This window comes from Gilvimarinus japonicus (genome assembly GCF_042847215.1).
GTDB classification, from domain to species: domain Bacteria; phylum Pseudomonadota; class Gammaproteobacteria; order Pseudomonadales; family Cellvibrionaceae; genus Gilvimarinus; species Gilvimarinus japonicus.
The window spans coordinates 1-16,592 of record NZ_AP031500.1 but is presented as its reverse complement, the minus strand read 5'-3'; the positions used below and the strand labels follow the sequence as shown (position 1 = coordinate 16,592).

Here is a 16,592-nt window from a genome sequence, read left to right as displayed (position 1 = left end):
ATAATTGAGGCTGATTATGAACCGCTTTACCCGACTGATCGCTCTTGGTTTGCTGTTAAGTGGAGCGCGCAGTTTTGCTGAAACGCCGCCAGCCGAACCGGTCTCCAGTGAGCCCTCCCTTGAGCGCATCAGCTACGTCAGCAAAGTCGATAACAAAGAGCGTGATTTTTTTGTCTATCTACCGCGCAACTATAAAACCGAGCCCGAAAAAAAGTGGCCTGTTATTCTATTTTTACATGGCAACGGCGAGCGCGGTAACGGTAAAGAAGATCTCGATTACGTATTAATTCACGGCCCACTTTACGAAGCTTGGATTCAGAAAAAAGATCTGCCTTTTATTATCATTTCACCGCAGTTGCATATGTTTGGCATGGACAAGCGCGGCATTAGCTATATTGATAACCGCTCTCGTACGCAAATACCCGAGCGACTTGATGAGGGCACCCCTCCCCGCTCACCCTACTTTGCCACACCAAAGCCTATGACGGGTGTACCCTCTCATATCGATATGAGTTTAATTCCACCGTTATTACCCGGCGGTTGGGACAAAGTCGACGGCGATTTAATGCACATTGTTAACGCGGTGCAACATGATTTTCGTGCCGATAAAAGCCGGCTTTATCTCACAGGAATGAGCTACGGTGGGTTTGGTACTTGGTGGTTGGCCAGTCAACACCCAACCCTGTTTGCCGCCATTGCCCCTGTAGTTGGCTGGGGCCACCCCTCTTATATCGCCCCCATAGCCAAGCACCAGATTCCCCTCTGGCAATTTGCCGGTGGCCGCGATCACACCGTACCTATTCAGTATTTTTACCCCGGCCTCAACCGCCTAGAACAGCTGGGTCACGCCCACGTGCGCTTTACCACCCACGAGGATATGGGCCACGACGCATGGCGCCGAGTTTATAAGAGTGATGATTTTTATCAGTGGTTGTTAGAGCAACGCCGCTAACAACTTACGTTATCGTTGGGTTCGGGGAAGCGTCACAAAAAACTCAGTACCCCGACCCAACTCGGATTCATAGTGGATCGATCCCGACATTTTATCGACTAAGGTTTTAGTAATATACAAGCCTAAACCGGTACCGCTTTTTTCACGACTGTCAGTGGAATCAGCCTGAGAAAATCTCTGAAATATATATTTTTTAAAATACTCGGGCATACCCCGGCCCTCATCTTTAATCGACAAGGTAATCTCATTTTCACTGACACTTAAACCAATATCGACTCTTCCGCCCGGCTCTGAGTACTTAATCGCATTTGACAATAAATTAATCAGCACCTGAATTAAACGGTTTTTATCGGCGGTTACAGTAATCGTATCGAAGACATTAAACTCTTCACGCTTTACAACGCTAACGCGAAATCCTTCTGCATAATTCGCAATTCCCTCGACAGCTTGGTTCACAACATCAACCAATATTAAAGATTGAAAATCAAATTTAATCTGATCAAAATCTAGTTTCTCGACATCCAGAATATCATTTACCAGCTGCTCTAAACGCTCTGTATTATTGCGGGCGATATCCACCATATTTTTTACTTTATCGTCAATCTCACCAACGACACCTGTGCTTACCAACTTAAGCGCACCATTGATTGACGTGAGCGGTGTTCTCAACTCGTGGCTCACAGTACTAATAAACTCACTTTTTAAGCGCTCCGCTTTTTTCCGCTCGGTTAGATCGTGTAGAATTAATATTCGGTACCACTCGCCCTCCAGCTCAATCGTGCTGCTACCAACCTCAACCGCTAAGTATTCATCACTCGCTGTTCTCAGACTTGTTTCAATCGTGCCACTGGCACTATCCAAGAAATTTTCGTCAATCGCAGTATCTTCTAAGCTCAGCTTGGGTAGATAGGGCGTAATGCTGGTGTTTTCTAAATACTTAGGGTCACTCCCCATCAAACGCGCCGCTGCGGTATTTATTTTGGTAATACGACCATTGCAATTTATGGTTAAAATCGCTTCGCTGGCGTGCTCCAAAATTAGCGATAACTCAAGTGTCCGATCAAATACCTGTTGTCGAATCATAGATGCACGGGTACTAAGTGATAACAAGAAACCGCCTAGTAATGCGCAAAACAAAAAACCCAACGCAAGCACAGCCCAATTCAAGGGACTGCGATGTTGAGCGATAAAAGCATCCGTGGGGCTAAGAGTCACGCGAAACGTTTGACCGGCAAATTCGAAAGTATCTTGCCGAAATAAATAGTCGGCCAATACCGATTCGGACCTGTTTTTTCCAGCATGTAATACCTCTGCCGTACCGCCCTCGAGGTACTCTAAAGTGGCCGATATGGTGGGGCTCTTACCATAGCCGGCAAGCGCTTTATCGACTATACGATCCATAAACACCACGGCGGTAGCAAACCCCTGAATCTGCGACCAATCATTTTTCTTATGCGGCGCCAGATGCTGATAAACCGGGTAAAAAAGCAGCATTGCTTTCTGGGTGAGGTTGTCCTGTACCAGTTTTATGGGCGCCGTCATTTGCGCACTACGATTCGAGACCGAGCGCTCTAACACCTCACGTCGATTAGGAATCGAGGCCACATTAAAGCTTTGTGCTTTTTCATTACCCGCTAAAGGAACAACGTATTTAACATACACGTAATCTAATCGCTGCCGCGCAACGATTAGATTGCCTTGCGGATCTACCTCAGTAATAGTTTGGGCGGAGAGATCTCGCAGGCTTAACTCCCGCTCAGCGCGAGGACGATCTTTGTGGCGAACATACTCGTTCCACGACAGTGCGTAAATCTCTGGGTTATCGCTCAAGGGGTTGGCAACAAAATGATCAAAATCCTTCGCACTAATATAATTAGAGGCGTGAAACAAACTATCGATGCTTTTCAATACGCTCAGCTGACTCTCAAGTCGCGCCTTTATATTGGTGCTAAACGGTAAAGCCTGCTGTAGGAATGACTGTCGGATTTTGTCCAGCTCGGCGTCATTCACTCTGATAAAAATAGCTATCATCAACGCGCAAGCAATCGCCAACGGGGCACCGACACTTAACAGACGAGCGCGCCATAGCGCGCGTGGGGTGGCGAACAACATATACATGATCGGGAGCGCGACCAAAACCCCGATTGAGTCACCCAGCCACCACGTCCACCAAGTGTAAGGCACGTCTTGACGAGCGGTGGTACCGCTTATAAATAAGCAGACACTTGCCATCGTTGCACTCACGCAGCAACTTAAAGGCCCACCCAGAAAGTAACTTAGCGCAATATTACGCTCACTCGATAGCGCCTGACCACGCGAGCAAAAACGAGCAATAAGCCGCTCACCACAAACCACCGCAAGCGTGCTACCCACCGCGATACCTATAGCAACTCCTAGGCCCGCAGCGGACAACTGCCCACTGATACCATAGGCAACCGATAAGTTGAGGCCAAGTGAGCCGAAAAAAACACCAGGCCAATGCCGAACACCAAACAACAAGAGCATGCCCAAGGCAATACCCACCGGCGGAAACGCCGCACCGGCAAACCCTGGGGGTATGGCCATCAGCAGCGCAATACGCCCCACCACCCAGTAAACGATGGCTAATAAAAGTATGCGCAAGAAGGTATACAAAGAGATCAGCTCCTGTTTACTAGAAAGTACGGACAGTAAGCCAACTTTAGCACATCAGTCCGTAGGGCTCGTTTACCTTAAAGCCAAGTTTAGCCTCCACTACCGCAGCCACAGTGGGAAAGGCGAACAGGGCCTAAAGCAAGCCTGAGCCAAGCTCCCTGACGCCGTAAGTCCGATAGATTAAAAACAGCCAACGATAACCCCTGTAAAACTTCGCAAAAAACGCTATATTGGGGCTATGATTTGGCAGACCTCACTCTCTTGCTCACTGATTCGCCTAAGTCGATATGAAGCTGGATAACCTTAAGCGCAACCCAGCGGCCAAGTGGGCGCTCTCTATGTTTGTTGCTCTGCTATTAGCGGCAGCGGCGACTGAAGTTATGTTGGAACGCCATTTTCGCGAGTCCGCGCTACACGACAAGCAACAACAGGTTACCCAGCAACTCAGCGCCTACGCCGCGGAGCTGTCAGGTGCCATTAACAACAACTTGTCACTGATTAGCGGTTTGGCGGCACATATCGGGTTATTTCCCGATATTTCCCAAGCCGAATTCGAAGATTATGCCTCTACTGTATTCCGTCAAGAACCACTGCTAAAGAACTTAGCCGCCGCCCCCAATTTAATTATTCGCTATATCCATCCAATGGCAGGCAATGAGGCAGCTCTGGGCGTCGATTACCGCCAATTACCCAAACAAATGGCCGCCATCAACACGCTTAACCGCCGCGGTGAGCTAAACCTCGCCGGTCCCCTTACGTTAGTGCAAGGAGGCGAAGCGGTTATAGGCCGGGTGGCTGTGTTTACACGAAACGACTCTTTTTGGGGTATTGTTTCGGCCCCAATGATGACAAAAGATTTGTACCAAACCGCTGGGCTACTAAAAGACGACCTCCCGATCGATATTGCCATTCGCGGAAGAGATGGCCTGGGGCAAAATGGCGAGGTCTTTTTGGGTGACAGTGCGCTCTTCGCTGATCAGCGAAGCATTATCACCACTTTTAGCGTTGGCCGCGGAAGCTGGCAAATGGCAGGCCGCCCGCCGCATGGTTGGGAAGACGAAAGCAATGTCATTTGGGTGCTACGCGGAGCCTTTTTGGTTATCGCCTTGATGTTATTAATGGCTATTGCCTCTCGCTACCAGCAAATGCGCCGCGATTTGCGCTACCAGAAAACCCTGCAAAAAAGCGAAGCGCTGTTGCGCGAGGTCGGCAAGTTAGCTCTAGTCGGTGGCTGGCAACTTAGCCCGCAAAAAGACGAACTTGTCGTCACACTTTGGGGCGAACAAACCGCTAAAGTTTTAGGCATGGAATACCAAACGCCCTCCCCCACGTTAAACCAAATACTGGCACGGTTTGATGCCACGCAAGCGAAAACCCTTAAGTCGGCTATTATCGATGCCAGCCTTGGTGTGCCATTTGATATAGAGCTTAACTTTTTTTGTGAAAAACTAGGCAAGTGTTGGGTCCGCATTATTGGCAAGCCCCTGGAAGATACGAATCCGCCCTATTCTGTACTCGGCTCTATGCAAGACATTACAGAGCGAAAGCGCTTTACAGAAAAAATTCAACAACAAGCGATCTATGATCAACTCACCGGTTTACCCAATCGTTTGTTGTTTCAAAACCGACTGAGTAAAGCCATTGCTAAATCGCAACGCGACCACAATAAACTCGCCATACTCTTCATCGACCTGGATAATTTTAAACCGGTTAACGACAACCTTGGACACTCAGCCGGAGATCGACTCCTGCAAAGTGTTGGCACGAGAATCAAAGCCTGCGTTCGCGCCACCGATACCGTTGCCCGCTACAGTGGCGATGAGTTTATTGTAATTTTACACGATGTCTACGACGCCAAAATCGCCGTCTCGGTTGCCGAGCACATAATCAAAGCCATCAGCCAAGTTTATAATATCGACAGTAACCATGTTTTTTGCGGTGCAAGCGTAGGAATTTCTATGTACCCGGATGATGGTGATAATGTTGAGTCATTAGTCTCAAAGGCCGATCAAGCAATGTATGGCGTGAAACGATCCGGCCGGAATGGTTGGCAATTTTTCACCAAGAACATGCAAATCGACTCAGAGAAACGTCACTTACTCAGTACCCAGCTGGTCACCGCGATCGACAAGCAAGAGTTTAGTGTTTACTACCAACCTATCGTTGATCTAACCGATAACAGGGTCAGCAAGTGCGAGGCTTTGGTTCGCTGGTTTCGCGCAGGCAAGCAAATACCAACCGATGAATTTATTACCCTGGCAGAAGAGACAGGCCGCATCAACGAAATTGATCGTTTTGTACTGGCTACCGCCAGTGAACAGTTAATCGCATTATCGCAGCGATTAAACTACGCAATCAGCTTATCTATTAATGTTTCACCCAGAGTTTTTTCCAGTAAAGATGACTCACTAGACCGGTGGTTAGCACTGATCACAAAAGCTTCTGAACAGCTTGATATTACCGTCGAAATAACCGAACGATTATTAATCGAAGAGTCTGATCGGATAATGTGGGTTCTCACCAAACTTAAATCCCTTGGTATTACCATTGCTATTGATGATTTTGGTACCGGTTATTCATCACTGAGTTATCTTACAAAATTCCCCATCGATATTATTAAAATAGATCAGTCTTTTATTAAAAAACTCGGACAAGAAAAAATACCCGAGGCGTTAACCGAGACAATGATTGATTTATCTCACAAACTTAATTTAGAAGTTGTTGCCGAGGGCATTGAAACCCTAGAACAGCTCAATTATTTGCGCCACTGGCAGTGCGACTACGGCCAAGGTTATTATTTTAATAAACCCTTACCCACCGCATCATTTATTCAACTGATCGAACAAGAACAGCGTCACCGCTACACTTAAAACTCCCGCAACACCGGGAAGGCCATTAAATATCCAAAAAAACTGGCCAACACCGAGCTGCAAATAGTTATTTATAAATCATAAACACCCATTTTTAGCTGGTTTCACCACGGCAAACATTTTAATCAACCACCATTACAAGATAGTCAAAGTAACTTTAAGTGACGCTCGCTTTATCCGAGTGGAGCGTGCTTTAACTCACAATTATTATACTAAGTACCAATAAATATTGTATTTTTTGTTACTTAATATAACCTACCCCAAAAGAATAAAACTAGCTCTGATAGATGCATACCGCCCTAACGTCGATGACGACAATAATAATGGAGTTATGCATGCACCTGATTCATACCACTGTGGTTGGAGTCTTATTGACTCTCAGCCTTTCTGTGTTTGCCGGCACAGCTGTCGAACAACGAATTATTGACGAGGCACTAACGCCTCTTTATAGCCCACACCGGGCCGCCACCTCTACTGGTAAAGTGATTCCTGAACACCGCTTTGACGATGCCAAAGTATGCAGTGGCTGCCATAGCGATATCTATCGCGAATGGCGTTCATCAATGATGTCCCATAGCTGGGACGATCCGATTTATCGCGCCTTGCTCAGTCGGGCTAGTAAAGCCAGCGATGGTGCGCTCGATAGTTTTTGTACTGGCTGCCACACGCCAACCGGTTTAATGACCGGTCAAGTTACCCGCGCCGACAATCAGAGCCCTCCCTCGGTCAACAACCCTGAAACCGATTTACCCGGTGTCGACTGCGAGAGCTGCCACAATATCAGCGCCATTAGTGGCATTGATAATGGCTCTTACGTTATGAACGATGCGGGGGAAAAGCGGGTGAAGTACGGGCCGCGCCAAAACGCACAATCGCCCTATCACGAGACAGCGTTCTCGCCGCTGCACACAGAGTCGGCCATGTGCGCTACCTGCCATAACGTTACTCACCCACTGAACGGCGTACCGATAGAGCGAACCTACGACGAGTGGTTTGAAAGCCCCTACCGCACTGCAGGTATCGGCTGCCAGGATTGCCACATGAAACCGGTCCAAGGAAATAGTGCCATCATGGGGCCTGAGCGCGCCGATCGAGCAACCCACTGGTTTGCCGGCGGTAACACTACCTTGCTTGAGCATTTTGGCCACCAAGAAAACGCCAAGCGCGCTCGTGCCTTACTGCAATCAAGTGCAACCATCGAGCTTATTGATCCGCCCACCTCCCTCACGGCCGGCCAACGCACTACCCTAAGCCTTAAAATCACCAATACAGGGGCCGGACACAAACTCCCCACCGGCTTCCCCGAAGGACGTGAAGTTTGGGTGGACATAAAACTAAGCGATGCTAACGGCAAGGTGTTCTATCGCTCGGGCGCAATTAAAAATGGCAAGACCGAGCCAAACACAAAGAATTTTATGGTAAAGCTTGGCGATAAGAACGGTAAAAAGGTAGAGGTGGAAGTCTGGCGTGTTACTCACATTATGTCAGATAACCGTATTCTGCCCAAAGGACACGCTTTGGTTGATTACGCCATTGATATTCCCGCAGACGTACAGGGGCCTGTGGCGGTGAACGCTAGCGTCAATTACTGGCCTTTCTCTCAAGCATTTGTCGACAACTTATTAGGGAAAAATAAACTCACAGTAAAAGTTGAAACCATCGTAAGTCTAGCAAAAAGCTTTAAAATAACGCCGACAAAAAGTTCACCCGAACGCCTGGCGAAACATTAAGCCAAGTCGAGTCACCCGCAATGCGGGTGACTCACAAACCTAGTTACATTGATCGGTGCAGCGCCCCATTTTTGTAATCCACCGGTTGCCATTGCCACCAACTTTTACTTCCGCCCAAAAGCGCGGCTTTTGTACTTTATCGTTATATTGACGCACAGCTCTCAAACCGTCAGTAACAGCACGCTCTGAAGCCGGCACATAAAGCTTTGTTATATTTCTCGGCCTCACCTGTACAGTCGCTTTACGGCAAGATCGAGTGGGCCTAATACTCACGGGAAGTATTAGTGTCGGTGATTCAAAATTTTTAGCACTTTGCTGTAATAGCGCTTTATCAAAGGAAGCATCTACCGCAATTAACCTTGAGCCACTGTGTACAACCCATTGATAGTTTTTCTCTGCCACGCCAAGTCTTTTGACATTCTCTTCTGAAATATTCTCATCTACCATTTTTTCGTGCTTAACGACATTGGCTTTATACTGCTGTTTAAGCGTCTGGTAAGCTGGACCATTAAGCTCCAACAACACCCAACCTGCTTTTTCTTCTCCGCTAATAAACACTGGTTTGTCATCTTTACAGGTAGCCGGGGAGAATCCAGTTCGTGTGTAAGACGCCAGAGGCAGTTTCACCTCGTGGCTGTATGAGTGGTAGTGGTAGTTGTTGCTATCGACAAGATTTCCCTGCCAGCGTAAAGATAGCTCAACCACGCTCTCTGCACGGCTCGCCCTATTGGGTAAACGCAATTCTTGCTCTTGCAAAACAAGGGTAGTGGGCTGGAGCCAAAACCGGTTGTAAACCACGCCCAACAAAACAAAAGCGTTTACCAACACCACTAAAGTACCGGCGATTATGACTAAACGCTTCATAGGGCTACCTCTTGCTGCGCGGTACGACGCAAACGAGAAAACACTACTAACGCTAACACTGCCGTTAGACCAATCAGTAAAAAGAATATCGATTTAGGCAGCCAATCCCACCACCAATCGAAAAACTTGGTGAATAAAAATAACGCAAAGAATACATTGCCCGTTGCCATAACCGCCTGCCAGCCATTGCGGATAGCCAGCCAAATTACTGCGCCGCTTACACCAAAACCAACCACCTGGTATAAGCCCTCAACCATAGCGGATGATGCCGATAAATAGCTTGATTGCCCCCAATTAGATAACACTAGCACGGCGACAAAAAATCCAACTAAAGATAAAACACGGTAAATATTGGCAAAGCCACTGTACCGCACTTGGGAGATAACACTGGGCAGCCAAAACATTACACAAGTGGGCAACAAGAAGTTCTCGGGATGATCCCCAAGACTCAACCAATAGCCGCCACTCCAGGTTGCTGTTTGCGCCCCAATAAATGCAAACACACACAGTAGCGCAACAGCTAATAACAATTTAATATTCAGCGCATAAGCCAGTAACGCGGCATACGCGGAAAATAAAGCTAGGGCAAGCGACGAGGCCGGTAAGTTAAAGAGAGTGCCCAACAGGGAAACATCAATCACAAAACAGGCAAAGCTAATTAACGCGGTAAGCTTGGCAAAATAAAGCGCTGTATCAATCCGTGCAATCCAGTAGGTGATGAGCAAGGTTAGCAAAGGCGCAGCTACTAAAACCGACACTTGAGCGAACGTGGGTAGATAACCCCAATACTGATAAAAGAAAAAGAACACGCTGGCCGCCAGCGCCCAAGCCCCTAAAAATGACACCACTTGCATCCCCAGGGATAACTGCCGTGCACTGTGTGATAGATCCACGTCGTGCTGCTCACTAAGGGATTTAAGCGTTAGATTGTGAAAGCTCGCCACTGACTGAGCTTGCTCGGTATCAAGTTGTAGAACGCCTTGTTGCTCTAACTGTTGTAACTCTCGCCGAAAGGCTAAGATCTGCTCCTTGCGCCCTTCAGCCACCGCGCGGTTGTCGCTGTGCATACTCCCTTCCCTGTTATTAACGGCGATCGCTGGATTCGGCCGATTTATACCCTATGGATTATGTTAAATAGAGTTTTAGACTCTTTATCGTAAACCTTAAAATAATACAAAAAAGGCCCTAACGGGCCTTTTTACTTAACAACAGCACGCTCAGTTATACATCTAGGTTAGCAACCGCTAACGCGTTAGACTCGATGAACTCCCGGCGTGGTTCAACATGATCCCCCATTAGCGTGGTAAATATCTGATCGGCACCGATGGCATCGGCGATATTTACTTTGAGCATACGACGAGTCTCGGGGTTCATGGTGGTGTCCCACAGTTGCTCTGGGTTCATCTCGCCCAAACCTTTATAGCGCTGGATAGAGTAACCACGGGTGGCCTCTTTCATCAGCCACTCTAGCGCCTCTTGGAAGGTTTCTACCTCATAGGTTTTCTCGCCACGTTGTACGTAAGCGCCCTCTTCAATCAAACTTTCGAGCTTTTCACCTAAGGCGACAATTGAGCGGTACTCACCGGAGGCAAAAAACTCATGATTAAAGGGGTACTCGGCGGCCACACCATGTTCGATGATCTCGATATGAGGCAGAAATAGGTGGCGCTCATCGTCTTCACGCACGCTGATTTCATAACGATCGCTGCCGGCACGGTGGGAGTTAACAAAGTGACTCGCTAGCTGTGCACACCAATCTTCCATGTGCGCCTGATCACCTAGCTGGTCGCTATTCAGTGAAGGCATGTAGATCATCTGCTCTAAAACGTCATTGGGGTATAGACGCGATAGACGCTCAATGGTATCCATAACCATGCGAAACTCGCTTACCAGTGCTTCTAATGCCTCGCCACTTACACCAGGGGCGTTGGCGTTTACGTGTAAACTAGCGTTTTCCAGCGCCGCCTGGGTCAAAAACGCCGTGCGGGCGGCCTCGTCTTTAAGGTATTGCTCTTGCTTACCCTTAGCGATTTTATACAGCGGTGGCTGCGCAATATAAACGTGCCCACGCTCAATCAGCTCGCGCATTTGGCGAAAGAAAAAGGTCAGCAGCAAGGTGCGGATGTGCGAGCCATCCACATCCGCATCCGTCATGATAATAATACTGTGATAACGCAGCTTTTCGGGGTCAAACTCGCTTTTGCCAATGCCGCAGCCCAGCGCGGTAATCAATGTACCAACCTCTGCCGATGACAACATTTTGTCAAACCGAGCTTTTTCGACGTTTAGAATCTTACCTTTGAGGGGCAAAATTGCCTGTGTTTTACGGGCGCGCCCCTGTTTTGCCGAGCCACCCGCCGAGTCACCCTCCACTAGGTACAGTTCAGATAATGCCGGGTCTTTCTCTTGGCAGTCCGCCAACTTACCCGGCAAGCCTGCGATATCCAGCGCGCCTTTGCGGCGAGTCATCTCTCGGGCCTTACGGGCGGCCTCACGGGCGCGGGCGGCATCAATCATCTTGCCCACAATAGCCTTCGCCTCTTGAGGGCTCTCCAGCAAGAAGTCGGTAAAGTTCTGCGTCATCTCTTGCTCTACAGCGGTTTTTACCTCGGAGGAAACCAGCTTATCTTTGGTCTGAGACGAGAACTTTGGATCGGGTACTTTTACCGAGATGATCGCGGTTAGACCTTCGCGGGCGTCGTCGCCGGTGGTGCTAACCTTAGCCTTTTGAGCCAGGCCTTCACGCTCAATATAGGTATTCATGCTGCGCGTTAAGGCAGCACGAAAGCCCGCCAAGTGGGTGCCACCGTCCCTTTGCGGGATGTTGTTTGTGTAGCAAAACAGATTCTCTTGAAACGAGTCGTTCCACTGCAGTGCTACCTCTACCGCAATACCATCATCGCGGGTGGTATTAAAGTGTACAACTTTATTGATAGGGGTTTTATTAACGTTTAGATGCTCCACAAACGCCCGTAAACCACCTTCATATTCATAGGTTTCTTCTTTGCCACTGCGCTCATCTTTTAAAACAATACGTACGCCAGAGTTCAAAAACGATAACTCGCGCAAGCGCTTAGCCAGCAGTTCAAAGTGAAACTCGATATTGGTAAAGGTTTCAGCCGAGGGTTTAAAATGGATCTCAGTACCCGTGCTGCTGGTATCCCCCACAACTTCTAACGGCTCTTGAGGCACGCCGTGACTGTAGGTTTGCTCGTGAACCTTGCCGCCGCGGCGAATAGTAAGCTTTAACTCGGCCGATAACGCGTTTACTACCGATACACCCACCCCATGCAGACCACCGGACACTTTATAGGTGTTGTCATCAAATTTACCACCGGCGTGCAATACCGTAAGGATAACCTCCGCAGCGGATACCCCCTCTTCGTGCATTTCCGTAGGAATGCCGCGGCCATTATCAGAGACCGAGATAGATTCATCCGGGTGAATCACAACGTTGATTTCGGAGCAATGCCCTGCCAGCGCCTCATCGATCGAGTTATCCACCACTTCAAATACCATGTGATGCAGGCCGGTGCCGTCATCGGTATCACCAATGTACATGCCTGGGCGCTTGCGAACGGCATCCAGCCCCTTAAGGACTTTAATACTGGACGAATCGTAATTAGGGATATCGTCTGACATAGGTCTTACACTCCGAATTTATTCGTTTAGCCAGCGCTATACCTGCGCAAGCTGCATTATACCTACTCTACAATCTTACCTTGTTCCACGTGGAACAGCTTAATCTCACGATCTGGCTTTTGATGCCACGGTTGAAGCAATGCATCCTGCTCCACGCCGGTAATAAATACTTGAGTCTCAAGCTTGTGCAGCCAATCAACCAGCAGCTGTCGGTGCTCTTCGTCTAGCTCTGCCGGCAGATCATCCACTAAATAAATACAGCGGCGGTCAGTTAGTTTAGCGAACACCACGCCTTGGGTAATCTTCATCGCACAAACAAGCAGCTTTTGCTGCCCGCGTGACAGGACATCGGCGGCAGCATGACCCTTGATTCGAATTCGAATGTCGCAACGGTGAACCCCCGAACCGGTAAACCCCAAACGGGAGTCCCGCTCTAAAGTCTCAGACAACACCTCAGCGTAGCCTTTGTCTTTTTCCCAGCCGCGATATAAGCTCAGGGTCAAACCTTCCGCCATAACGAACTCATCAATTAGCTGGTGAAACACCTCGCTAAATGCTTCAAAGGCCCGCAAACGCATACTTGCCATCCGCTCACTGACGGCAACAAGCTCTCGCTCCCAGACCTGCAGTTCTGAACCCTCTATTCTATCACGCCGTAGGATAGTATTCCGTTGTTTTAGACAGCGCTGTGCGGCTTTCCAGGTGCTAAAGAAGCCTGGTTCCACGTGGAACACCAACCAATCCAAAAACTGCCGCCTGACGCTAGGACTACCCTCCAACAACAGAAACGCATCCGCATTGATTACCTGTAAAGGCAATAAGCCGGCGAGTTCCGCTAGCGAGCCTACTGCCTGGCCGTGAGCTTTGAAGGTCGCATCACCACTGCGCGAGCGAGAAACACCAATAGGAATATCGCCACCACTATCGTCAACGCGACCAAATACCGTCATCGCCGGGTGGTGCTCATTAATCAGGGCTTTAAATTTGTGGCCGCGAAACGAACGACCTAAAGACAATACGTGGATGGCCTCAAGAATGGAGGTTTTACCTGAGCCATTTTTACCAAAGATAAGATTAACATCTGGCGAGGGCTCAATATCGACCGACAGTAAATTACGGAGGTTTTGAACAATCAGCCGACTAAGGGACATAAAAAGAGAGGGGTGTTTTTAAACTACAATGCGCCCTTACAGGCGCATTGGCATAACCACGTAGAGTGAATCACCATCATCAACAGGTTCTTCAAGAAGCGCACTACTGTTGGCATCAGACAAGGTAATCTTAATGGTGTCACTATCAATCACGTTGGCTACATCCGTCAGATAACTGACATTAAAACCTACCTCTAGCGAGCTACCGCTGTAATCCACCGTGAGCTGCTCTTCCGCTTCTTCTTGCTCTGGGTTATTGGCAACAATCGTCAGCTGACCGTCCTCTAGCAATAACCGTACACCGCGGTACTTCTCATTGGAAAGGATCGCTGTGCGAGAAAATGCTTGTTTTAGCTCATTGCGTGAACCAAATACAATTTTATCACCGCCTCGAGGCAATACTCGCTCGTAATCTGGAAATTTACCATCCACCAATTTCGAGGTAAAAGTGTAGTCTTCTGAGGTAACACGAACGTGGTTGGCACTTAGGGTGATATCCACTAAATCATCCACTTCGCCCATTAAGCGCGACAATTCCAACACCCCTTTACGGGGTAAGATCGACTGTATGGTATCCGCAGTATTAACTCCAAGCGTGCGGGTACACATTGCCATGCGGTGACCATCGGTCGCCACAACCCGCAACTGATCTTGTTTTACCTCCCACAACATACCGTTTAGGTAATAGCGTACGTCTTGCTGCGCCATGGCAAAGGCGGTGCGCTCAATCAAGCGTTTTAACTCCCGCTGCTGGCAACTAAACTGCAAATCGCTGGGGCCATCTTCAACATTGGGAAAGTCGGTGGCGGGCAGGGTCGACAAAGTAAACCGGCTGCGGCCACTTTTTAAAAGTACCCGCCCTTCTTCTTCGTGCAGCTCGATATTCGCGTCATCTGGCAACGAGCGGACAATATCCACAAACTTACGCGCCGGCACTGTAATCTCTCCATCGACACCGGGGCTTTCAAGCTCGACACGGCCGACAATTTCTACCTCAAGGTCGGTACCTGTCAGCGACAAACGGCTTCCTTCTAGTACCAGCAATACATTTGACAGTACCGGCAGCGTCTGGCGACGCTCTACCACACCAGATACCAATTGCAGGGGTTTTAGTAAGGCCTCGCGGGATACGACAAGTTTCATGTGCAGGTCTCTTCGTCTGGTCCATTTTACTGAATGTCTGGCGACGCGGTTGTTAATTTAACCGGGCCACTCCTTGGGTTCGCTCGTTTTTGCTCCAACGTTTTAGGTCGTTAATGAGCGCAACAGATTTTTTAAATCTTCGCGAATATCCGCGTCTTCTTCTTCTAACTCTTTAATTTTGCGACAAGCGTGCAACACCGTGGTGTGATCGCGACCGCCAAACGCATCGCCAATTTCTGGCAAACTATGATTGGTCAATTGCTTCGCCAAAGCCATGGCCACCTGGCGCGGCCGCGCTACCGAGCGCGAGCGACGCTTAGAGAGCATATCGCCAATTTTAATTTTGTAGTACTCACCCACCACGCGCTGGATATTCTCGATACTGACTTGTTTATCCTGCAGCGCAAGCAGATCTTTTAGTGCTTCTCGCACCAGCTCAACATCGATCGACCGCCCTGTGAAGTGAGCACTCGCCATCACGCGCTTGAGGGCGCCTTCTAGCTCTCTTACGTTCGAGCGAATTCTTTGCGCAATAAAAAAGGCCGCATCATGGGGTAAATCTACCGCCACCTGTGCCGCTTTTTTCATTAAGATTGCCACCCGCATTTCAAGCTCTGGTGGCTCGACCGCTACCGTTAAGCCCCAACCAAAGCGAGACTTTAAACGCTCCTCAAGACCATTAATCTCTTTAGGGTAACGGTCACAAGTCAGAATAATCTGTTGCCCACCTTCTAACAAGGAGTTAAAGGTATGAAAGAACTCCTCTTGTGAGCGCTCCTTGCCGGCAAAGAATTGAATATCATCAATAAGCAACGCATCAACCGAACGGTAGTACCGTTTAAAATCGTTGATGGCATTAAGCTGTAATGCCTTTACCATATCAGCGACAAAGCGCTCGGAGTGCAAATAGATAACCTTGGCGTTAGGATTTTTGTTAATCAGCGCGTTACCCACCGCTTGCATCAAGTGGGTTTTACCAAGCCCAACCCCACCATATATAAACAGAGGGTTGTATGCCCCGCCCGGGTTCTCTGATACCTGCCTGGCCGCAGCCAACCCCAACTGATTCGACTTACCTTCGACAAAGCTATTAAAAGAGAAGCCCCGATTAAGGTTGTCTTTATGCTTTAACCCTCCCTCTACATTGGCCGCAGGTTCTGGCGCTGCCTTAGGCGGAGGTGGCGGTGGTTCCGAGCGAGAAACCGAAGGGCGCGCCGGTGGCTCTGGCCGCTCGCGCGCAGAAAAGCTGCTATTGCTTGATGAACTCGCGGGACGCATCGCGGCGCGCGCGCCGACGCTGACCTCAATCGCAAACTCGGGGCCATCCTGATAATGTTTAGCAAGCTCGGTAATACGCGCTAAAAATTTCTCACACACCCAATCGCAAACAAAACGATTGGGCGCCAATAAGCGCAGTCGGTCAGCATCCGCCTCTTCGTCTATCTTAAGTGGGCGTATCCAGGTATTAAACTGCTGCGAGGGAAGCTCCTCACGCAAACTGGACACACAATAATTCCACACCGAATGCGGCAAAACACAACCCCCAACAACTGAATTTATTCTAAATAAGCGAAAGCCGAGTAGTGTACCGCCCACACCCAAAGTT

At 48.8% G+C, this 16,592-nt stretch carries 10 protein-coding genes; 3 read left to right on the top strand and 7 right to left on the bottom strand.

Translation table 11 applies throughout. The features are described 5' to 3' along the window. Window positions 1–16: 16 nt before the first annotated feature. A complete protein-coding gene (locus ACGHAD_RS00050; protein ID WP_382414260.1) occupies window positions 17–952 on the top strand; it encodes a prolyl oligopeptidase family serine peptidase in 936 nt (311 codons plus the stop codon). Window positions 953–961: 9 nt separating this feature from the next. Here the strand turns inward: ACGHAD_RS00050 and ACGHAD_RS00045 are convergent, their stop codons facing one another. Then, window positions 962–3,586 carry a CHASE domain-containing protein gene (locus ACGHAD_RS00045; RefSeq protein WP_382414262.1) on the bottom strand — a complete coding sequence of 875 codons (2,625 nt, stop codon included), beginning with the start codon at window positions 3,584–3,586 and terminating at the stop codon, window positions 962–964. Between the two features lie 287 nt (window positions 3,587–3,873). Here ACGHAD_RS00045 and ACGHAD_RS00040 point away from each other — a divergent pair, with 287 nt between their 5' ends. Continuing rightward, on the top strand, window positions 3,874–6,456 hold the full coding sequence (locus ACGHAD_RS00040) for an EAL domain-containing protein (protein WP_382414264.1): 2,583 nt from the start codon (window positions 3,874–3,876) through the stop codon (window positions 6,454–6,456). A 335-nt stretch (window positions 6,457–6,791) separates the two neighbouring features. After that, complete coding sequence (locus ACGHAD_RS00035; protein ID WP_382414266.1) at window positions 6,792–8,186, top strand: multiheme c-type cytochrome; 1,395 nt, start codon at window positions 6,792–6,794, stop codon at window positions 8,184–8,186. A 39-nt stretch (window positions 8,187–8,225) separates the two neighbouring features. Here the strand turns inward: ACGHAD_RS00035 and ACGHAD_RS00030 are convergent, their stop codons facing one another. The 6 genes from ACGHAD_RS00030 to dnaA form a co-directional block, all read right to left on the bottom strand. After that, entirely contained in the window at window positions 8,226–9,050 is an 825-nt protein-coding gene (locus tag ACGHAD_RS00030) for a DUF4824 family protein (RefSeq protein WP_382414268.1), read from the bottom strand. Then, the gene (locus tag ACGHAD_RS00025; RefSeq protein WP_382414269.1) at window positions 9,047–10,117 is read right to left on the bottom strand and encodes a DUF2157 domain-containing protein; all 1,071 of its coding nucleotides are present in this window, start codon (window positions 10,115–10,117) and stop codon (window positions 9,047–9,049) included. Before ACGHAD_RS00025 ends, ACGHAD_RS00030 begins: the two co-directional genes overlap by 4 nt. Before the next feature lie 154 nt (window positions 10,118–10,271). After that, window positions 10,272–12,692, bottom strand: a complete 2,421-nt coding sequence (gene gyrB / locus ACGHAD_RS00020) for a DNA topoisomerase (ATP-hydrolyzing) subunit B (protein ID WP_339616959.1) — start codon at window positions 12,690–12,692, stop codon at window positions 10,272–10,274. Between the two features lie 62 nt (window positions 12,693–12,754). Next, window positions 12,755–13,843, bottom strand: coding sequence for a DNA replication/repair protein RecF (gene recF / locus ACGHAD_RS00015; protein WP_382414271.1), 1,089 nt, complete (start codon window positions 13,841–13,843; stop codon window positions 12,755–12,757). A gap of 36 nt (window positions 13,844–13,879) precedes the next feature. Next, entirely contained in the window at window positions 13,880–14,986 is a 1,107-nt protein-coding gene (gene dnaN, locus ACGHAD_RS00010; protein ID WP_339616957.1) for a DNA polymerase III subunit beta, read from the bottom strand. Between the two features lie 102 nt (window positions 14,987–15,088). Next, window positions 15,089–16,483: a chromosomal replication initiator protein DnaA gene (gene dnaA, locus ACGHAD_RS00005; RefSeq protein WP_382414890.1), complete on the bottom strand. Its 1,395-nt coding sequence runs from the start codon at window positions 16,481–16,483 to the stop codon at window positions 15,089–15,091. Window positions 16,484–16,592: the final 109 nt, after the last annotated feature.

Bases quoted from the DNA above. Each gene is read 5' to 3' on its own strand.
- ACGHAD_RS00050 (WP_382414260.1), top strand. From the start codon at position 17: ATGAACCGCTTTACCCGACTGATCGCTCTTGGTTTGCTGTTAAGTGGA.
- ACGHAD_RS00040 (WP_382414264.1), top strand. From the start codon at position 3,874: ATGAAGCTGGATAACCTTAAGCGCAACCCAGCGGCCAAGTGGGCGCTC.
- ACGHAD_RS00035 (WP_382414266.1), top strand. From the start codon at position 6,792: ATGCACCTGATTCATACCACTGTGGTTGGAGTCTTATTGACTCTCAGC.
- ACGHAD_RS00030 (WP_382414268.1), bottom strand. From the start codon at position 9,050: ATGAAGCGTTTAGTCATAATCGCCGGTACTTTAGTGGTGTTGGTAAAC.
- ACGHAD_RS00025 (WP_382414269.1), bottom strand. From the start codon at position 10,117: ATGCACAGCGACAACCGCGCGGTGGCTGAAGGGCGCAAGGAGCAGATC.
- gyrB (WP_339616959.1), bottom strand. From the start codon at position 12,692: ATGTCAGACGATATCCCTAATTACGATTCGTCCAGTATTAAAGTCCTT.
- recF (WP_382414271.1), bottom strand. From the start codon at position 13,843: ATGTCCCTTAGTCGGCTGATTGTTCAAAACCTCCGTAATTTACTGTCG.
- dnaN (WP_339616957.1), bottom strand. From the start codon at position 14,986: ATGAAACTTGTCGTATCCCGCGAGGCCTTACTAAAACCCCTGCAATTG.